Source organism: Terrabacter sp. 01T434, assembly GCF_056398545.1.
This window is the reverse complement of the sequence record NZ_JBFTPP010000005.1, coordinates 165,189-184,685: the sequence shown is the minus strand read 5'-3', so window position 1 is coordinate 184,685 and position 19,497 is coordinate 165,189. Positions and strand designations below refer to the sequence as shown.

Below are 19,497 nucleotides of genomic sequence, written 5' to 3'. Positions count from 1 at the left end.
CACGGCCGACGGACACGAGCGGTCGCTCCTACCCGGCGGCGCGGCTCGCGACGTACCTTCCGGCGACCGGGACCTTCGACGTCAGCTGGACTCCGTCTACCACGGGAACGGTGTATGCCCTTGAGTCAATACCGCCGTGCACGTATGCCGTGCTCACTCGCAACGGCGCTGGCGACAGCGCGCTCAGCGAGGTCGTGCAGGCGACGCCCGTCGCCGCGGCGCTGACGGTGCCGGGGGCGCCGACAGCGTTCCACGCCGCCGCCCTCGCAGCTCAGCCCCGGACCGAGTAGCCGAAGTGGCGCAGTCCCGGCAGCGTGAACAGTGACACGACAGCCCGCTGCAGCACCGGCATGGCCCGACGCCACTCCTCGTCCGGGCGGAGCGTGACCAGGCCCCGGTCGTGCCGGTTGGGATTGCCGGCCACCGTGTGGGTCGGCTGCATCCTGACACTGCGCTCGTCGACGAAGGGGGTCGGACTGGTGTCGAGGTCGAGCAGCTGTGCGATGCGCTCGACGGTCTCGCGCGGACGATCGACGAAGTCCTCGTAGCGGATCCGGACCGTGCGTCCGCGCTTGACGGGCCACCAGAACTCGACGAGGTAGTTCCACACGACCCACATCGCCGACGAGCGCCACAGCTCGAGCCGTTCCATGGTGGCGTCGTCGTCGTCGCGGTCGCCAGTCACCTTCACCCGACGCCACGAGAACGCGTTGGCCCGCGGGTCCCGGACGACATGGACGACGTAGAGCTCGATCCCGGGAAGGCGCTCGAGGATCTTGCCGTAGGGCGGCAGCTTCGAGGAGTCCACGATCACTGCGGGATGCTCGAGCTCGGACAGGGCGCTGTAGAGGGCAGCGATCGTGTCGTCGTTGGGGTGCGGCGGCACGGCCGGTCGACCCCTGAGCTGGCGCAGCACCATCGAGGGGATGCGCATCATCCGCAGCCGGGACAGCAGGTCCTGCGACACTGCGAGCGGGTCGGGTGGCGGGGCGCCCTGGTAGGCGCGGTCGACGACGGCCCTCCAGACGGGACACTGGCTGAACGGCAGGCCGCATCCGCACCGGTGGTCCTCGAGGAAGCCGCGCTCCCAGACGTAGCGGAGCTCGCCGACGGCCATGGCACCGGGGAGCTGACCCAGGATCGTGCTGAGGATCGTCGTGCCACTGCGGCCCGTGCCAGCCACGAAGAGCACCTTCGTGGAGGCCGGATGGGTGCTCACCGGGAGGTCTCCGATCGTTGCGCGACAGGCGGTTTCGTCGATCGACCCGCCCGCGTCGAGGCCTTGTCGTAGACGACCTCGAGCCTCGAGAGGTGCGCAGCGGCAGCGAAGTCCTGCTCGAGCCGACGGCGGCCGGCGACGCCCATGGCCACCGCCTCCTCGGGGTTCGAGTCCAGGCGAGCCAGGGCTCCGGCGAGGAGGGCGTCGTCGTCAGCGGGAACGACGAGACCGTGGACGCCGGGCTCCACCAGCTCGGGCATCCCGCCCATGTCCGTGACGACGACGGGGGTCGAGGCGGCGAACGCCTCGAGGATGGTCATCGGCTGGTTCTCGTACCAGCGCGAGGGCACGAGCAGGGCGCGGCTGTGCCGCACCAGCGGAGCGAGCTCGTCCGCGCTGAGGCGGCCATGGAACACCACCCGACCCGGGGCCACCTCGGCCGCCAGCCGTTCCAGGCTCGGTCGTTCCGGACCGTCTCCTGCGACGTGGAGGACGCAGGCGCTCGACAGACGGCCGATCGCCCGGATGGCGGTGTCGACGCCCTTCTCGTGCGACAGGCGTCCAGCGACGACGAAGCCCTCGCCGGGCACTGGATCCTGCGCAGGCTCGGGGATGTGGGTGAAGTTGTTCACCACGCTGATCCGATCCTCCGCGATGCCCTGGCGCACCATCACCGCAGCCAGGAAACGGCTGGGGCTGACGAAGGCGTCGACCGGGCCGTAGGCGTCGAAAGCGCGATGGAGTCCCGACTCGACCGCGAGAAGCACACTCCCGCCAAGGGATCCGCTCTTGCACCGGTGCGCCGCAGCGTGCCACGTCCCGTGGCCCACGCACGCATCACACGGACGTCCGTGGTCGAGCATCTGGTAGCTGGGGCAGGCCAGCTTGTAGTCATGGAGGGTCATGACGCACGGGATGCCGGCGCGACTCACCGGCCGCAGCACGGCGGGGGAGAGCTGGTGGTAGATGTTGTGGCAGTGCACGATGTCGGGTCGGAACTCGCGGATCGCCTGCTCGATCCCTCGGGCGCTGGAGCTCGACCACACCATCCGCGCCGAGGCCTTGATGCCGGCCCACCCACTGGGTGCAGGCTCCAGCTCCACGAACGACGGGAAGGTCCGACCCAGGGGCTGCGGAGTCTCGTTCTCCGGGTGGTCCATGCCGAAGAAGCCGACCTCGTGTCCGGCCGACCGTTGGAGGGCGGCGACGTCCAGCATGTAGCCCTCTGCGCCTCCGCGTCGGTAGAGGAACTTGTTGACGTGAAGAATGCGCATCGCCGGTCCCTTCTGAACTCGCACAGTTGACCACATGCCGTCCCGAGATGTCCGCGAATCGTGGGGAACGGTCGGCCGATTCGGCTGGCTTGAGCACATTTTGCGGTTCTCCCGTGCGAGCTCGGCAGCCGATCAATAATGAGCCGGGACAGCATCGGCTCTGAGGGACCCCGGGGGGGACGCCCGGCTGTCGATGTTCGACGGAGGGGACGTAACAGCGTGGCACGATCCGTGGTGGCAACCGCACGACGAACGGTGCGCCGTGCAGCGACGTGGAGGCCCAAGCGCGACGGGACCGAGAGCGTCGACGTGGCTCGGCTGATCAGCCCGTTCCGCTACGACGTGGTCGTGCGGGCGCAGCTGTTCGACGCGGTGGCGGCGCGACCGGACGGCCAGTCGATGGATGAGTTCGTGTCGTCGGTGGCGGAGCATCCCTACGCGGTGTGGTTCCGTGAGGTCGAGCTCCGTCGCTTCTTCCCGTGGGTGCTGAACGAGCCACGGGACGTCGCCGACGCGTACGCCGCTCGGGTCGAACGCGCGGTCCGCACCTTCGAGTCGTTTCAGCAGCGCGGCTTCGATGCCCGCCAGCCGATCATGCTGCGCCGTCTGGCTCGCCCCACGGTCAGCGACTCCGGCGTCCTCGTCCCACGGGTGCTCCACCTCGGCGACGGTGGACACCGACTGGCCCTCCTCTACCGCTCGGGAGGCCTTCTCGAACCGTCGATGCACCGCATCGACCCGCGTCCGAGCAAGGTCATCGACAACACCGCGATCCTCGCCCCCGCACTGCGGTTGCCTGAGCGGGAGTATGCGGCCTTCCTCTCCCTCGGCTTCCTCGACGCTGCCGTGGACTCGCTGGACGCGCTCTGGACGGGAGTCGAGCACACCTGCCCGGACCGCCTCGCGGAGCTCGAAGCCCTGGTGAAGGCGCAGTGGCTGGACGTGGTCGAGCGATGAGCGCGTGGTGGGACCGGTACGTGAATCCGCCGACGGGTCCGCAGACCCCGAGGCAGCACCTGACCCGCAAGATCGTGCGCCGGATCCACTGGGCCCGGACCGAAGGTGTCGGCCGGGTCATCGAGGAGGACCGCCTCGACCCGCGCCCTCGGCTGCGAGCGGCCGCCCGCAAGCGCCGGTGGCGTCACCGTCACCCCGTCGCGCCTGGTTCGGCCGTGCCCGTCTACGTCGTCGGACTCCAGCGGTCGGGGACCAACATGCTCATGCGTGGGCTGGACGAGGCGCCCGAGACCGAGGTGCGCAACGAGAACGACCGCGTGCTGTTCCACCGTTTCCGGATCAGGTCCGTCGACGTGCTGCGTTCGACCGTCATGGCGAGCCGGCAGCAGTTCGTCTTCGTCAAGCCGATCTGTGACTCGCAGCTGCTCGACACCTTCCTGGACATCGACGGGCTGGCCCCGGGACGCGGGGTCTGGGTCTACCGCGACCCGGACTCCCGGGCCCGGTCGGAAGTCTCCAAGTTCGGGCCGGCCAACCTTCTGGCCCTACGTGACATCGCCGCCGGCAAGGGTGAGATGCGGTGGCAGGGGGAGCGTCTGCCCAGGGCGAGTGTCGAGCTCGTCCAGTCGTTCGATCTCGACACGATGACTCCTGTCACCGCGGCGGTGCTCTTCTGGGCCATCCGCAACCAGCTGTTCTTCGAGCTCGGGTTCGACCGTCGCGAGGACGTGCTGCTGTTGTCCTACGACGCCTTCGCCGCCCACCCGGCGGACGAGATGCGGCGTCTCTGCCGGTTCGTCGGGGTGACCTACCGGCCCCAGCTCGACGAGCACGTCGATCGCAGGGTCTCGCACGGGACGACGCCGCTGGAGATCGATCCTCGAGTCCGCGCACTCGCCATCGAGGTCCACGAGCGTCTCGAGGCCGCGCGCGAGGCCCAGAACCGCCGGTCGGCGGACCAGGACTCGTCCGCGGCCGGCGGGAGAAGCGCCTCATGAGGACCAGGACCGCGGCGATGCGCACCGCAGCAGGCGTGGTGGTCGGCGCCCTGGTGCTCGGCGCCTGCACCGGCCCGGCCTACGTCAACAGACCCCCGACGACCAGCCCCACCGGGACGCCGAGTGGTCCACCTTCCGGGACGGCTGCCAAGCTCACCGCCCCGCTCGGCGCGAAGTACGACTGGTCGCGGTTCGACATCGTCTCGCCGTACCTGAAGAACCTGTCGGGAAGCTCGACGTTCTACGAGCTCGTCTGGTGCGACATCGAGCCGACCGAGGGCAAGCAGGACTGGGCGACCATGGACGCCGTTGCCCGCAAGGCGAAGACCGTCGGTGCGCAGCTGATGATCAAGATCCGGGTCGGTTCCTGCTGGGCCACCACCCAGAGCGACCCGCAGCACGTGCGCGGTACCAAGAACAAGACCGAGTCCTTCATGCCCAAGGACATGAGCAAGTACAACGCGTTCGTCTCCTCGGTCGTCAAGCGCTACTCCGCCCAGGGTGTGCACACCTACGCCGTCGAGAACGAGATCAACTCGGAGTCCTTCTGGGGCGGCAGCACCACCGAGTTCGAGTCCCTGGCCAAGGCTGCCGCGGCCTCGATCCGCGCCGCGGACCCGGCTGCAGCGGTGGCCGACCCGGGAATCAGCAGCACGGCATACGGGGCGGCCATTGCCAAACGCCTGATGGACCAGGGCAAGGTCGCCGAGGCGGTCAAGGCCTGGAACACCTACTACTCACGCCGCATCGGAACGCGTGGCGAACAGCTCCAGTCCGTCACGGACGGGGCGAGTCTCTCTGCGGCTCTCGCCGCTCCCCAGGCGGCCCGCAACCTCGAGTACCTCGCGCTCGCCGAGAAGCTCCAGAAGGACAAGGTGGTCGACATCAGGCAGGTGCACTTCTACGAGAGCTGGCAAGCCGCCCCTGCCTTCGTCGACTACCTCAAGGCCACGACTCCAGCCGGCATGCCGATAGAGGCATGGGAGGTCGGCCAGTTCCTCAAGGACGGAACCCTCACCGACGAGCAGCGCGCGCAGGAGATGGTCAAGACCGTGTCCCTCCTGCTCGCCGGCGGGGTTCGGCGCGTGCTGTGGCTCCCTCTCGTGATGAACCCGGTCGGACGCAACAGCAACGAACCGCGCTACGGCCTGCTCAACCCGGATGGTTCAACGCGTCTGACCGGCACCGCCTTCACGGCAATGGCCCAGGCCGCGGCCGGCGCGACGGCGACCTCAGTCTCGGGGAAGGGCCTCAGCGGGGTGGCCCTCGAGAAGGACGGCAAGACACAGGTGTTCGCCTGGAGCCCGGCCGGCGACGTCATGATCAAGCTCGGTCCTGGTGAGGTCGTCAAGCCGGTTGCCGCCCAGGGTGGCTCGGGGGCCACCGGGTCGGCCAAGGTCGGTGCGGTACCGGTCCAGATCGCCTCCAACCGAACGGTCTCCGAATTGTTGAGCACGCTATGAGCCTCGATCCCGACCCGAAGCGACTCGTGTTCGTCGGCGGACTGCACCGCAGCGGCACGACGCCCTTCGCCAAGATCCTGGACGGAAACCCGGAGATCAGTGGACTCGTCGACACCGGGGTCCGCGAGGACGAAGGACAACACCTCCAGCGGGTCTACCCCAAGGCGAAGGTCTACGGCGGGTCCGGCCGGTTCGCCCACCGACCGGAGGCGCACCTCACCGAGGCGTCACCGCTGACGTCGCCGGCGAATGCGCAGGCGATGCTCGACAGCTGGGTCCCCTTCTGGGACACCAGCCGGACGTTCCTCGTGGAGAAGTCCCCGCCGAACATCATCATGGGCCGCTTCCTCCAGGCGCAGTTCCCCGGGTCGGCACTCATCGTCGTGGTCCGGCATCCGGTGGCAGTCGCCCTGTCCAACAAGAAGTGGCGACGCATCACGTCCACCAACCCTCGCAAGTTCCAGTCGCTCAACCAGATGGTGGAGCACTGGCTAGCGGCTCACACGATCCTGGCGGCCGACGCACCACACCTCGACCGGCTGCTCGTGGTGCACTACGAACGCCTGATCCAGAGCCCGGACGAGGAGCTGAAGCGCGTGCAGTCGTTCCTCGGCCTGAGTCAGCCGATCGACTCCTCGAAGCTCAGCAGGAGTCACAGCGACTCCTATGCGGAACGGTGGGCGTCGTACGAGGGCTGGTGGCGGCCGGGCGCATGGCAGCGTCGCATCATCGGGTCTCGCCACGCCGAGGACATCGCCGCCTTCGGCTACGACTGGGCCGACCTGTCCGGTTTCTCCCAGCACCGCACCCCGCTGGGGCTGACGGCAGCGATCTGACGGGGTACGGCGTGACCGTGCCGGCGCGGTGAAGCTGCGCTCGCGGCGCGATTACTCTGGTGGGGCACCCCGTGTCCGATCGACGTGGGTCCGTCATGCTGCCTGCGCGTCGGGGGACCTGTCGATCGCCGTCTGAAATGTTGGGACGTCTGCTCATGAGCACAACCACCACCCGAACCCCGGCTCGCCTGTCCGGGCTCCTCGACGCCTGGCAGGCAGAGCCCACCGCCCGCCGGGTGCTCGAGCAGGTGGGGCGGGCCCAGCTCGTCGACGTGTCGGGGAGCGACGGCAGCCGTCCGTTCCTCGTCGCGGCCCTGGCGCGCGCCGCCGGCGACGCCGGGCCGGTCGTGGTCGTGACGGCAACGACACGTGAGGCCGACGACCTGGCCGCGGCCCTCGAGGCCTTCCTGCCGCGCGACGCCGTTGCCGTCTTCCCGAGCTGGGAGACCCTTCCGCACGAGCGCCTCTCGCCCCGCAGCGACACGGTCGGCCGGCGACTGGCCGTCCTGCGGCGGATCGCGCACCCCGACCCCGACGACACGGCATACGGCCCCCTGTCGGTCGTCGTCGCGCCGGTCCGTGCGGTCCTCCAGCCGATCACCAAGGGTCTGGGTGACCTCGTGCCGGTGGCGCTGCGTCCCGGCGACGAGCAGCCGCTCTCCGACGTGGTCGAGGCGCTCGCCGCCGCGGCCTACACGCGCACCGACCTCGTCGAGCGTCGCGGTGAGTTCGCCGTGCGCGGCGGGATCCTCGACGTCTTCCCGCCGACCGAGGAGCACCCCGTCCGCATCGAGTTCTGGGGCGACACCGTCGAGGAGGTGCGGTGGTTCAAGGTCGCCGACCAGCGCAGCCTCGAGGTCGCCGAGCACGGTCTCTGGGCCCCGCCGTGCCGCGAGGTCCTGCTGACCGACGAGGTACGGGCGCGAGCGGCCGAGCTGGCCACGCAGCTGCCCGGCGTCGCCGACATGCTGACCAAGGTCGCCGAGGGGATCGCGGTCGAGGGCATGGAGTCGCTGGCGCCCGCGCTCGTCGACGGCATGGAGTCCGTGCTCGACGTGCTGCCCACCGAGTCGATCATCGTGCTCGCCGACGCCGAACGCATCCGCACCCGCGCCCACGACCTCGTCCTCACGAGCGACGAGTTCCTCCAGGCCAGCTGGGCCAACGCAGCCGCCGGCAACAACGTGCCCGTCGACCTCGAGTCGGTCCTCGGTTCGGCCTCCTACTGGACGCTCGCCCAGGTGCGCGCGCACGCCGTTGCGTCCGGACGTCCGTGGTGGACGCTGACCCCGTTCAGCTCGGACGCCGAGCTCGTCATCGAGGATGACGACGTCGACGTCCGGCTCTCCCTCGGGACCGTCGACCCCGAGGCGTTCCGTGGAGACACGGACCGGGCGGTCGCCCACCTCAGGGAGCGCACCGGCGACGGGTGGCGGGTCGCCGTCGTCACCGAGGGGCCAGGTCTCGCCAAGCGCGTCGAGGAGGTGCTGCGCGACCACGAGGTGCCCGTCGACCGGCTCGCCGACACGGTCCCGAGCGGCCGAGCCCTCATCGCGACCGCTTCTCTCGGAAGGGGATTCGTCGACGAGGCCGCACGCCTCGAGGTGCTCACCGAGACCGACCTCACGGGTCAGGTCGGCAGCTCGACGTCGACGAAGGACATGCGGCGTATGCCGTCGCGCCGGCGCAACCAGGTCGACCCGCTGCAGCTGCGGCCGGGGGACCACGTCGTCCACGAGCAGCACGGCGTCGGCCGATTCGTCGAGATGATGCAGCGCACCGTCGCCGGAGCCACCCGCGAGTACCTCGTCATCGAGTACGCCCCGAGCAAGCGCGGCCAGCCGGGCGACCGCCTCTTCGTCCCCACCGACCAGCTCGACCAGGTGACGAAGTACGTCGGCGGCGAGGAGCCCACCCTCAACAAGATGGGTGGCTCCGACTGGACCAAGACCAAGTCGCGGGCCAAGCGCTACGTCAAGCAGATCGCGGCCGACCTCATCCGCCTCTACAGCGCCCGCCAGGCCACGAAGGGTCATGCGTTCGCGCCGGACACCCCGTGGCAGCGCGAGCTCGAGGACGCCTTCGCCTACATCGAGACGCCCGACCAGCTGGTCAGCATCGACGAGGTCAAGGCCGACATGGAGAAGCAGGTGCCGATGGACCGGCTCATCTGTGGGGACGTCGGCTACGGCAAGACCGAGATCGCCGTGCGTGCGGCGTTCAAGGCGATCCAGGACGGCAAGCAGGTCGCGGTCCTCGTGCCGACCACGCTGCTCGTCAGCCAGCACCAGCAGACCTTCGCCGAGCGTTACGCGCAGTTCCCGGTCAAGGTCGCTTCGCTGTCGCGCTTCCAGAGCGACAAGGAGGCCAAGGAGGTCATGGCCGGCATGGCCGACGGCAGCATCGACCTCGTCATCGGTACGCACCGGCTGCTCGCCAAGGATGCGCGCTTCAAGGACCTGGGGCTCGTCATCATCGACGAGGAGCAGCGCTTCGGCGTCGAGCACAAGGAGCTGCTCAAGACGATGCGCACAGCCGTCGACGTGCTGTCGATGTCGGCCACGCCGATCCCGCGCACCCTCGAGATGGCTGTCACCGGCATCCGTGAGATGTCTACTCTCGCAACGCCGCCCGAGGAGCGTCACCCGGTCCTCACCTTCGTCGGCGCCTACGACGAGAAGCAGATCACCGCCGCGATCCGGCGCGAGCTGCTGCGCGAGGGACAGGTCTTCTTCGTGCACAACAAGGTCAGCAGCATCGAGAAGGCCGCCGGCCGTCTGCGCGAGCTCGTGCCCGAGGCGCGCATCGCGACGGCCCACGGACAGATGGGGGAGCACAAGCTCGAGCAGGTCGTCGAGGACTTCTGGGAGAAGCGCTTCGACGTGCTCGTCTGCACGACGATCGTCGAGACCGGGCTCGACATCTCCAACGCCAACACGCTCATCGTCGAACGCTCCGACATGCTCGGTCTGTCACAGCTGCACCAGCTGCGTGGTCGCGTGGGCCGTGGACGCGAGCGCGCCTACGCCTACTTCCTCTACCCGCCCGAGAAGCCGATGACCGAGACGGCGCACGACCGCCTGCGCACCATCGCGAGCAACACCGACCTCGGCTCCGGCATGGCCGTCGCCATGAAGGACCTCGAGATCCGCGGCGCGGGCAACCTGCTCGGCGGCGAACAGTCCGGTCACATCCAGGGCGTGGGCTTCGACCTCTACGTCCGCCTCATCGGCGAGGCCGTTGCCGACTTCCGCGGCGACGCCGTCGACGTGCCCGCCGAGATCAAGATCGAGCTGCCGGTCGATGCCCACCTCCCGCACGACTACGTGCCGGGAGAGCGGCTGCGTCTCGAGGCGTACAAGAAGCTCGCGACCGTCGAGACGTTCGAGGCCGTCGACGAGATCGAGGCCGAGCTTCGCGACCGCTACGGGGCGCCGCCCAAGCCGGTGCAGAACCTCCTCGAGGTCGCGCGACTGCGTGTCGTGGCCCGCGCCGCGCGCATCGGCGACATCGGCGTCCAGGGCAAGGTCGTGCGCTTCGGCCCGGTCAAGGAGCTGCGCGAGAGCCAGCAGCTGCGCCTCATGCGCCTGTATCCGGGCACGCTCGTCAAGGAGGCGCTCGGCACCATCCTCGTTCCCGTCCCGATGACGGCGCGCGTCGGTGGCAAGCCACTGCGCGACGTCGAGGTGCTCACGTGGGCGCGGCAGCTGATCCAGGCCGTCCTGCTCGACGACATCGCGGCCGCATCGTCGGCGTCGTCCGCATCGTCGGGTGCGACCAGGTCCGGCGTGGGAGCACCGTAGGATGTCAGACGCATCCGCCAGAGGAGGAAATTCGTGAAGGCTTGGTCTGCTCAATCCGCGAAGCGTGCGGCCGTGGTCGGCGTCGCCACGCTCGGTGCCGTGTCGCTGCTCGGCGGGTGCGGTTTCGAGACGCGCCAGCAGGCTGCCGCCGTCGTCAACGGCAAGGTCATCCACGAGTCCGACGTGCGCGAGACGTTCGACCAGCTCAAGGCCGCCAAGCTCGACTTCGCCGAGAACATCGTCGTGACGGCCCTCGTCGCGGCGCCGCTGCTCCAGGACGCCGTCGCGACCTCCGGCAGCTGGAAGCCCGACGCGACCTACGCCTCCGTCATCTCCTCGATCCCCGGCGCCACCGACACGACGAAGGAGTTCGTCGCGGCGGTCGCCCTCATCCAGTCGCAGAAGATGACGCCGGCCGACGTCGCCGCCTATCGCGCCGACCTCCAGAAGGCCGACATCACGGTCAACCCCAAGTACGGCTCGGTCGTGAAGTCCGACCAGGGACCGGTCTACTTCACGATCGGTCAGCAGACGCCCAACTGGGTCAAGCCCGCTGCCAACCCTGCTCCCGCCACGCCGTCCGCCGCGCAGTAGCCCTGCCACCTTCGCCGCCGTGACTGCCCGCGTCGTCCTGCTCGTCACGACCCCCCGCATCGCGCCGGGGCTCCTCACCCGCGAGGCGTGGTCGAGCCTCGAGCAGGCGTATGCCGTGTGGGGACGTCCCGACGAGCCGCAGGTCGCCGCGCTGGTCGAGGCCGGCGTCGAGGTGCTGCCCCGCGAGCCTGCCCACCCGGCCGACCTGGCGCGTGACCTCGTGGCGGCCTCCGAGGTCGGCGACGTGGTGTGGGTCGGCTCCTCCGATGGCGACCCCGGCCTCAGCGACGCCATCGCCGTCGAGGTGACGCGACTTCCCGAACCTCCCGACGTCGAGCTGCTCATCGGCTCCTTCGACGTCCCCGGTGCGCGCCTGCTCGACGTCGTCGCCGTCATGGACCGGCTGCGTTCGCCGGGCGGCTGCCCGTGGGACGCGGAACAGACGCACACCTCCCTCGTCCCCTACCTGCTCGAGGAGGCCCACGAGGCGATCGAGGCCATCGAGAGCGGCGATCCCATGCACATGCAGGAGGAGCTGGGCGACCTGCTCCTGCAGATCGCCTTCCAGGCCCGCGTGGCCGAGGAGCACGCGACCGAGCCGTTCGACATCGACGACGTGGCCGGCGGCCTCGTCGACAAGCTCGTCCGGCGTCATCCCCACGTCTTCGCGGAGGTCGAGGCGGCCACCGCTGATGCTGTCGAGGCCAACTGGGAGGCCATCAAGGCCGCCGAGAAGCAGCATCGGACGCACCCCCTCGAGGGTGTGCCGAGCTCCCTCCCGGCCCTCGCCCGGGCCGAGAAGTTCGTGTCGCGGCTGCACCGGAGCGGCCAGGACGACCTCGTCGACGCGGCCGTCGCGGCAGGGGACGTCGGCGCCCAGCTGCTGGACCTCGTCCGACGTGCCCGGGCCGAGGGCGTCGACGCGGAAGCCGCCCTGCGTGAGACCCTCCGGCAGCTGGAGCAGCGTTCAGCCGCGACCGATGGAGTCGAGGACCACCCGGCCTCCTGAGCCGTGTCTCAGTCTCGCGTCACTCGCGTCACTCGTGTCACTCCTGGCGCGGATCCGCCCCTTCGGCCTGGCGTGAGGCCGAAGGGGCGAGCCCGGCGCAACTCGGCAGGGGGGGTGCCGGGAGCGCCGGGCCCGCGGGCGGATGCACGGGCTGAGGTACCCGCGCCCCCGCCGTTCATGGGGTCCACTCTCAGTATGCTCCGTGTGAGGCGAAGACGGCATGGACCGTGCGAGCCAGGATCGCGAGATCCTGGACGATCGACCAGTTGTCGACGTAGTAGAGGTCGAGGCGGACGGTGTCCTGCCACGAGAGGTCGCTCCGACCCGAGACCTGCCAGAGGCCAGTCAGCCCGGGCCGCACGTGGAGCCGGCGCTGGACGTCGGTCTCGTAGCGGCGGACCTCGGCCGGCAGGGCCGGCCTCGGCCCGACGAGGCTCATGTCGCCGTTGATGACGTTGATCAGCTGCGGAAGCTCGTCGATGGAGAACCGGCGCATGACGGCTCCGATGCGCGTGATCCGCGGGTCGTGCTCGGCCTTGAAGAGGACGCCCTCGGCGTTCTTGTTGAGGTGGCTGACGCCCGACAGGCGGGCCTCCGCATCGACGACCATGCTGCGGAACTTGAGGCACTCGAAGAGCTGACCGTCGCGGCCGACACGGGTCTGGCGGAAGAGCACCGGGCCGCCGTCCTGCAGCTTGGTCAGCAGCGCGAAGGTCAGCATGACCGGCGACGCGAGGAGCAGTGCGACGGTGGCGCCCACCAGGTCGAAGGCGCGCTTCAGGCCGCGGGAGGCCGCGAGACTCTGCGGCGGTTCGACGTGCACGAGCGGCAGACCACCGACGGGGCGCATGGCCATCCGCCCTGACGAGATGTCGCTGAGGCTCGGGACGACCGCCATCTGCACGTCGTGACCCTCGAGGTCCCAGGCGATCCGGCGGAAGTCGACCGCCGACGGGAAGGCGCCCTCGGAGAAGAGCACGAGGTCGGCCTCGGAGGCGAGGGCGTTGGAGGCGGTCTCGTTCGTGAAGCCGATGACCGGCACCCCGCCCGGCGTCTGCTCGACCGGCCGCGTCGACGGCACCAGGGCGCCGATGATCTGGAAGCCCAGCCACTTCTCGCGGCGCAGGACGCTCGCGACCTCGTCGATCCGGCTCTCGGACCCGGAGATGATCACCTTCGTCAGCAGGCGCCCGCGGCGGTGCAGACGGTGGACGATCCTGCGGGCCGTCCACCGCCACAGCAGCAGCACCGGCACGCCGACGAGGAACAGCAGGACGAAGAAGACCCGGGAGAGCTCGAACTTCGTCAGGTAGCTGGAGATCCCGATGGCGCCGGCCGTGAGTCCCGCAGCGCCGAGCACCCGGGCGTACTCGACGGTGCCGACCCCGATATGGGCCTTGGTGTAGGACCCTCGCGCCACGTTGGCCAGCATCCAGGCGACGATGATGGCCGGCCCCACGGACAGTGCGACCGTGTTGACGTCGTTCGCCACCGGCAGCAGCACCGGCGTGTCGACGCGCCGGACGGAGGCCAGCAGCGTCGCTCCCACGATGATGACGAGGTCACCGGTCGCGATCCCCAGCTGGAGCAGCCGTTGCCCGCGCAGCCGCTCCGTCGTCCTGCGTGCATCCACTCTCGCGTTCAGGTCCAGGAGAATCGCTCCTGGCTGTTGCACGGCTTGCCCCATGACAGCACCAACCCCCCGCTGGCGTCGTAACTCCCCAATGAAACCAGCCACCCCCCGGTGACACTTCGGAGTATGTCGGGTTCGGTCACGCCAAGGTCAAGAACCGGTAAGTCTTTTCTCAGGTTGGGCGTGAATGGACGCGTATAGCCCGTAATGTCTGACCCATTTTGCGGCGCCGGTCGGCCCGCGTCCCGGGATGGGCCACCGGGCCGGGTCGCTGAGGGCCGACGGGGTGGCCACCGACTACGCTTTGGTGCGATGCACGCACCCGCGCGATCCGGCGGTGGGTGTCCGAGCGCGACCTGCACAGGAGTTGTCAGTGGCCAGCATTGAGGAGATTGGCGCCCGCGAGATCCTGGACTCGCGCGGCAACCCGACCGTCGAGGTCGAGATCCGTCTCGACGACGGCACGTTCGCTCGCGCGGCCGTCCCGTCCGGCGCCTCGACCGGCGCCTTCGAGGCGTCCGAGCGTCGCGACGGGGACAAGGGCCGCTACCTGGGCAAGGGTGTCGAGCAGGCGGTCGACGCCGTCATCGAGGAGATCAACCCGCGCCTCGTCGGTTTCGACGCCAGCGAGCAGCGGCTCATCGACGCCGAGATGATGGCGCTCGACGGCTCGTCCAACAAGGAGAACCTCGGCGCCAACGCGATCCTCGGCGTCTCGCTCGCCGTCGCTCATGCCGCCGCCGAGTCGGCCGGTCTGCCGCTCTTCCGCTACGTCGGTGGCCCCAACGCGCACGTGCTCCCGGTCCCGATGATGAACATCCTCAACGGCGGGTCGCACGCCGACTCGAACGTCGACATCCAGGAGTTCATGATCGCGCCGATCGGCGCTCCGACCTTCCGCGAGGCGGTCCGCTGGGGCGCCGAGGTCTACCACGCGCTCAAGAAGGTCCTCAGCGAGCGCGGCCTCGCCACCGGGCTCGGCGACGAGGGCGGCTTCGCCCCCAACCTCGAGTCCAACCGCGCCGCGCTCGACCTCATCCTCGAGGCGATCAAGGCCGCCGGCTACGAGCCCGGCCGCGACATCGCCCTCGCGCTCGACGTCGCCGCGTCCGAGTTCTTCGAGGACGGCTCCTACGCCTTCGAGGGGGCCAGCAGGTCGGCCGACGAGATGGTCGCCTACTACGCCGAGCTCGTCGAGGCCTACCCGCTCGTCTCCATCGAGGACCCTCTGAACGAGGAGGACTGGGACGGCTGGAAGTCCATGACCGAGCTGCTCGGCAGCAAGGTCCAGATCGTCGGCGACGACCTCTTCGTCACCAACCCCGAGCGCCTCGGCCGCGGCATCTCGACCGGCACCGCCAACGCGTTGCTCGTCAAGGTCAACCAGATCGGCACGCTCACCGAGACGCTCGACGCCGTGACGCTCGCGCAGAGCAACGGCTACCGCTGCATGATGAGCCACCGGTCGGGCGAGACCGAGGACGTCACGATCGCCGACCTGGCCGTGGCCACCAACTGTGGCCAGATCAAGACCGGCGCCCCGGCCCGGTCCGAGCGCGTCGCGAAGTACAACCAGCTGCTCCGCATCGAGGAGGAGCTCGACGACGCAGCGGTCTACGCCGGCACCGGCGCGTTCCCGCGCTTCGACGCGAGCCGCTTCGGCGCCCAGGGCTGACCCCGATGGCCGACCGCACGCCGTCCCGTCCGGGCCGCCCGTCGTCGACGGGCCGTCCGGGCGGTGGGGCGCGGCCGGCCGCAGCCCGTCCGGCTCCCCGCACGTCTTCAGGCAGGTCCTCGGGCACCGCGTCCGGTGGGTCCTCCGGCACGGCGACCGGCCGCTCGGGAGCGGGCCGCTCGTCCGCGACCCGTCCCGGTCAGTCACGTCCGGGCGCGTCACGGGCGAGCCGCCCGGGCGCCGGCAAGGAGCGGCCGGCTCTCGCCGCGCGACCGCGAACCCCGCAGAGCGCCCCGCCCTCGGCCTCGACGGCCTGGGTGCGCGGAGCCATCCTCCTCGGCATCCTCGTGATGCTCGCCGTGACCATCGTGCCCACGCTGCGCTCACTCGTGCAGCAACGGGGCGACGCGGCGGCCATGCAGGACAAGGTCGCCGAGCAGCGCCAGAGCGTCCAGCAGCTCGAGCGGCAGGCCGCGCTGTGGAAGGACCCCGCCTTCATCGAGGTCCAGGCCCGTGAACGCCTGAAGTTCGTCCGCGTCGGCGACCGCGCCTACACCGTCATCGACCCCGCGGCCGACCACGCCAGCGCTCCGGTCGCGCCGCGGCCCGTCGTGGCCGCACCCCTGGCCAACGCGGCATCGCCGTGGTACGGCAAGGTGTGGCAGTCGGTCCAGATCGCCGACCGACCGACGGCCGGGGTCACGCGCAGCAAGTGACCGCGGCCAGCCCCGAGACCGAAAGGGAGCCTCGCGTGAGCAACTCCGCACCTCCGTCCCCGCCGCCCGTCGAGACCTCCGACCTCGACGCCGTCGAGCGCCAGCTCGGGCGGCGCCCCCGCGGGGTGGCCGGCGTGGCGCACCGCTGCCCGTGCGGCGAGCCCGACGTGCTGCGCACCGAGCCCCGGCTGCCCGACGGCACGCCCTTCCCGACGACGTACTACGCCACGTGCCCGCGCCTCACGGGCGCGGTGAGCACCCTCGAGACGGCCGGCGTCATGAAGGAGATGACCGAGCGCCTGGCCCACGACGAGGACCTCGCGGCGGCGTATGCGAAGGCGCACGAGCACTACCTGGCGCAGCGTGCCGAGCTCGGCGACGTGCCCGAGATCGACGGGATCTCCGCGGGCGGCATGCCGACCCGCGTCAAGTGCCTCCATGTCCTCGTCGGCCACTCCTTGGCCGCTGGTCCGGGCGTCAACCCGCTCGGCGACGAGGCGCTCGCGATGCTCGACGAGTGGTGGCGGCCGACGTCGTGCGCGGCCGTGCACGCGGCCGAGGACGCCGCAGCCTCCACCTCCGCCGGGGAGGCGACCCATGAGTGACCCGACCAGCACCGAGACTCTTCGTGTCGGCGCGATCGACTGCGGTACCAACTCGATCCGCTTGCTCGTCGCCGACGTCGACCCCGGCACCGGGGCGCTCACGGACGTCCTTCGCCGCATGGAGATCGTCCGGCTCGGCCACGGGGTCGACCGCACCGGTGTCATCGCGCCCGAGTCCATGGAGCGCACGCTCGCCGTGACGCGGGAGTATGCCGCCGTCTGCCGTGACCGGGGGGCCGCCCGCGTGCGCTTCGTCGCGACGTCCGCCTCACGCGACGCGCGCAACGCCTCGGACTTCATCGAGGGTGTGCGCACGGCCTTCACCGAGCACTTCGGCTCCGAGGTGTCGCCGGAGGTCGTCTCGGGTGATGAGGAGGCTGCCCTCTCGTTTGCCGGCGCCACCGGTGGGCTTGCCGCCCAGGGCATTTCGGGCCCCTACCTCGTCGTCGACTTGGGCGGCGGCTCGACCGAGCTGGTCCGTGGCACCCAGGACGTCGAGGCCGCCCGCTCGGTCGACATCGGGTGCGTGCGCATGACCGAGCGCCACCTCGTCGGCGACCCGCCGACCGACGGCGAGATCGGGGCAGCCATCCGCGACATCGACGCGGCGCTCGACGTCGCCGAGTCGGTCGTGCCACTCGAGGGTGTCGCAACGCTCGTGGGCCTGGCCGGCAGCGTCACGACGATCACGGCGCACCTGCTGCGCCTGCCGGCATACGACCCCGAACGGGTCCACCTCGCGCACTCCGCACCCGCTGACATGGTCGTCGCCTGCGACGAGCTGCTCGGCATGCCCCGAGCGCAGCGCGCCGAGCTGCCCTACATGCACCCGGGCCGCGTCGACGTCATCGGGGCCGGTGCCCTGGTGTGGCGGCGGATCGTCGAGCGGGTCGTCGACCGCGCCGGCGTCACCCAGGTCGTCACCTCCGAGCACGACATCTTGGACGGCATCGCGCTCAGCGCAGCACGACGTGGCTGACCGACCCCGTCAGCGGCCCGGCAGGATGGCGGCGAGCACGGGCTCGTCGGACTGCTCGTGCAGGCGCCGGCGGTTGGCGCGCAGCCGCGCGGCCATCCACAGGGCCGCCGAGACGCCCAGCGCCCAGGTGCCGTTGGAGACCGTCGCGTCGACGACGCCGTAGGTGACGAAGAAGAGCGTCACGAAGACGACGGCGCGCACGTGCTTCGCCGACAGGCGCACGGCGGCGAGCAGCAGGCCGCCCCACAGGAGGTACCACGGGTGGATGACGGGGCCCGACGCGCAGAGCACGAGCAGGGCACCCGCCGTCGCGAGCACCGGGTTGCGCGGCGCGAACCGCCAGGTGATCCAGGCGATCCCCGCCAGACCGGCGACCAGGCCGATCGTCTGGGCGATCGGCACGGGCAGGGACCACGAGCTCTGGGGCATGCCACCGACGCGCATGAGCCACTCGACAGCGCTCCCGACGAAGGTCGGGGGCGAGAGCAGCGAGCGCAGCGAGACGGGGACGGAGAGGTTGGGGATCCAGCCCCAGCCGAGGCCCGACACGGCGGTGATGGCGGTGAAGGTCGCCGTAGTGATGCCGCCGTAGACGAGGCCGTGTCGGACCATGGCCCGCAGGCGGGCGCGGGCGCCGGGCTCGAGGTCGCTCTGGGCCTGCAGCGCCATGCCGACGACGCCGATGAGGGCGAGGACGGCCGTCTGCTTGTAGGCGGCGGCGGCCGCGATCGTCATCGACGCGACGACGAGCTGGCCCCGGCTGGCGAGCAGCAGCGCCAGGGTGACGAGGGCGACCATGACGGCGTCGCCGTGGGCACCCCCGATGAAGTGCATCATGACGAGCGGGTTGAGCACGCCGAGCCAGAGCGCGTGCCGGCCGCTGACGCCGTAGCGCTCGGCGAGGCGGGGAAGGGCGTAGGCGAGCAGCCCGACCGCGAGCAGCGCGGGCACGCGCATGGCGACGGCCGACACGTAGGCGTTCTCGGGGAAGACGCTGACGACGAGGTGCTGGACCTGCAGGGCCAGCGGGCCATACGGCGCCGGGGTCTGCACCCACATCGGGTCGACCTGGTCGGCGAACGGCCCCGCCACCCAGAACGGGCCGACGGCATACGGATCCATCCCACGCAGCACGATCTGGCCCTGCGCGGCGTAGCTGTAGGCGTCGCGGCTGAAGAGCGGCGGCGCGAGCATGATCGGCAGGCTCCACAGCAGCCACGCGAGGGAGGGCGCCTTGCGCCCGTGGACCGGTCGCATCCGCAGCCACGCGTCGACGAGCAGGGCCATGCCGACCGCGAGCAGGATGGTGGTCAGGATTCGGCCGGCGCCGGTGCCGAGCCACTCGAGGCCGAAGCGCTGGATGAGGGGCGAGGCCGGCAGCTCGAAGGTGTCGGCAGGCAGGAACGCCGGGCTGATCGAGCCGGCGGCCACGAGCGAGGTGCCGAGCGTGCCCCGACGGACCATCGGGTCGGCCCAGCTGCGACGCAGGGCGGCGGCGAACTGCTCACCGTAGGCCGCGACGCGCGGGTCGACCGACCAGGCCGTGCGCGTCGGAGCCGTCGTCGTCGCCCCCGCGACACGCTGCTCCAGCACCCGCTGCTCCTTCATGTGGTTGAGGGGTCGCACTCGGGAGCGCGACACACTCCCCGGAGGAGCGCCGACGATGGGCCCCTGGACCTCGTTCTCGCAGGTCAGTCTAGGTGGAGAGGCTGGATGCATGCCGTGCCACGCCAAGG

Annotated in this window: 16 protein-coding genes; 12 read left to right on the top strand and 4 right to left on the bottom strand. The window is 70.5% G+C overall.

Going from position 1 to position 19,497, the window contains the following annotated elements; genetic code table 11:
• Window positions 1-110: 110 nt before the first annotated feature.
• Window positions 111-290: a hypothetical protein gene (locus tag AC1DIW_RS12145; RefSeq protein WP_478108444.1), complete on the top strand. Its 180-nt coding sequence runs from the start codon at window positions 111-113 to the stop codon at window positions 288-290.
• On the opposite strand, the gene AC1DIW_RS12140 is transcribed toward AC1DIW_RS12145, so the two are convergent.
• Entirely contained in the window at window positions 272-1,219 is a 948-nt protein-coding gene (locus AC1DIW_RS12140) for a sulfotransferase (protein WP_442277716.1), read from the bottom strand. The two genes, AC1DIW_RS12145 and AC1DIW_RS12140, sit on opposite strands and share 19 nt — an antisense overlap.
• Window positions 1,216-2,493 carry a glycosyltransferase gene (locus AC1DIW_RS12135; RefSeq protein WP_478108442.1) on the bottom strand — a complete coding sequence of 426 codons (1,278 nt, stop codon included), beginning with the start codon at window positions 2,491-2,493 and terminating at the stop codon, window positions 1,216-1,218. The genes AC1DIW_RS12140 and AC1DIW_RS12135 overlap by 4 nt, the downstream gene beginning before the upstream one ends.
• Window positions 2,494-2,727: 234 nt before the next feature.
• Here AC1DIW_RS12135 and AC1DIW_RS12130 point away from each other — a divergent pair, with 234 nt between their 5' ends.
• From AC1DIW_RS12130 to AC1DIW_RS12100, 7 genes are all read left to right on the top strand, one after another.
• Window positions 2,728-3,450 (top strand): hypothetical protein, encoded by a 723-nt coding sequence (locus AC1DIW_RS12130; RefSeq protein ID WP_478108441.1) that lies wholly within the window; start codon window positions 2,728-2,730, stop codon window positions 3,448-3,450.
• A 20-nt stretch (window positions 3,451-3,470) separates the two neighbouring features.
• Window positions 3,471-4,448, top strand: coding sequence for a hypothetical protein (locus AC1DIW_RS12125; RefSeq protein WP_478108440.1), 978 nt, complete (start codon window positions 3,471-3,473; stop codon window positions 4,446-4,448).
• A complete protein-coding gene (locus tag AC1DIW_RS12120; protein ID WP_478108438.1) occupies window positions 4,445-5,911 on the top strand; it encodes a hypothetical protein in 1,467 nt (488 codons plus the stop codon). The genes AC1DIW_RS12125 and AC1DIW_RS12120 overlap by 4 nt, the downstream gene beginning before the upstream one ends.
• Entirely contained in the window at window positions 5,908-6,747 is an 840-nt protein-coding gene (locus AC1DIW_RS12115) for a sulfotransferase family protein (protein WP_478108436.1), read from the top strand. The genes AC1DIW_RS12120 and AC1DIW_RS12115 overlap by 4 nt, the downstream gene beginning before the upstream one ends.
• Window positions 6,748-6,902: 155 nt before the next feature.
• On the top strand, window positions 6,903-10,550 hold the full coding sequence (mfd, locus tag AC1DIW_RS12110; RefSeq protein ID WP_478108435.1) for a transcription-repair coupling factor: 3,648 nt from the start codon (window positions 6,903-6,905) through the stop codon (window positions 10,548-10,550).
• 33 nt (window positions 10,551-10,583) lie between these two features.
• Window positions 10,584-11,144: a hypothetical protein gene (locus AC1DIW_RS12105; RefSeq protein WP_478108434.1), complete on the top strand. Its 561-nt coding sequence runs from the start codon at window positions 10,584-10,586 to the stop codon at window positions 11,142-11,144.
• 19 nt (window positions 11,145-11,163) lie between these two features.
• The gene (locus AC1DIW_RS12100) at window positions 11,164-12,153 is read left to right on the top strand and encodes a nucleoside triphosphate pyrophosphohydrolase (RefSeq protein ID WP_478108433.1); all 990 of its coding nucleotides are present in this window, start codon (window positions 11,164-11,166) and stop codon (window positions 12,151-12,153) included.
• Window positions 12,154-12,343: 190 nt separating this feature from the next.
• On the opposite strand, the gene AC1DIW_RS12095 is transcribed toward AC1DIW_RS12100, so the two are convergent.
• Window positions 12,344-13,786, bottom strand: coding sequence for a sugar transferase (locus AC1DIW_RS12095; protein ID WP_442277725.1), 1,443 nt, complete (start codon window positions 13,784-13,786; stop codon window positions 12,344-12,346).
• Window positions 13,787-14,159: 373 nt separating this feature from the next.
• Between AC1DIW_RS12095 and eno the strand changes: the two genes are divergently transcribed.
• The 4 genes from eno to AC1DIW_RS12075 all read left to right on the top strand — a co-directional run bounded on the left by eno (window position 14,160) and on the right by AC1DIW_RS12075 (window position 17,761).
• Complete coding sequence (gene eno / locus AC1DIW_RS12090; protein ID WP_478108431.1) at window positions 14,160-15,461, top strand: phosphopyruvate hydratase; 1,302 nt, start codon at window positions 14,160-14,162, stop codon at window positions 15,459-15,461.
• A gap of 317 nt (window positions 15,462-15,778) precedes the next feature.
• The gene (locus AC1DIW_RS12085; RefSeq protein WP_478108430.1) at window positions 15,779-16,177 is read left to right on the top strand and encodes an FtsB family cell division protein; all 399 of its coding nucleotides are present in this window, start codon (window positions 15,779-15,781) and stop codon (window positions 16,175-16,177) included.
• Window positions 16,178-16,212: 35 nt separating this feature from the next.
• Window positions 16,213-16,782, top strand: coding sequence for a DUF501 domain-containing protein (locus AC1DIW_RS12080; protein WP_478108428.1), 570 nt, complete (start codon window positions 16,213-16,215; stop codon window positions 16,780-16,782).
• Complete coding sequence (locus tag AC1DIW_RS12075) at window positions 16,775-17,761, top strand: Ppx/GppA phosphatase family protein (RefSeq protein ID WP_478108426.1); 987 nt, start codon at window positions 16,775-16,777, stop codon at window positions 17,759-17,761. Before AC1DIW_RS12080 ends, AC1DIW_RS12075 begins: the two co-directional genes overlap by 8 nt.
• Window positions 17,762-17,770: 9 nt before the next feature.
• On the opposite strand, the gene mptB is transcribed toward AC1DIW_RS12075, so the two are convergent.
• Entirely contained in the window at window positions 17,771-19,354 is a 1,584-nt protein-coding gene (gene mptB, locus AC1DIW_RS12070; RefSeq protein ID WP_478108424.1) for a polyprenol phosphomannose-dependent alpha 1,6 mannosyltransferase MptB, read from the bottom strand.
• Window positions 19,355-19,497 lie beyond the last annotated feature (143 nt).

Bases quoted from the DNA above. Each gene is read 5' to 3' on its own strand.
- mfd (WP_478108435.1), top strand. From the start codon at position 6,903: ATGAGCACAACCACCACCCGAACCCCGGCTCGCCTGTCCGGGCTCCTC.
- AC1DIW_RS12135 (WP_478108442.1), bottom strand. From the start codon at position 2,493: ATGCGCATTCTTCACGTCAACAAGTTCCTCTACCGACGCGGAGGCGCA.
- AC1DIW_RS12120 (WP_478108438.1), top strand. From the start codon at position 4,445: ATGAGGACCAGGACCGCGGCGATGCGCACCGCAGCAGGCGTGGTGGTC.
- AC1DIW_RS12115 (WP_478108436.1), top strand. From the start codon at position 5,908: ATGAGCCTCGATCCCGACCCGAAGCGACTCGTGTTCGTCGGCGGACTG.
- AC1DIW_RS12075 (WP_478108426.1), top strand. From the start codon at position 16,775: ATGAGTGACCCGACCAGCACCGAGACTCTTCGTGTCGGCGCGATCGAC.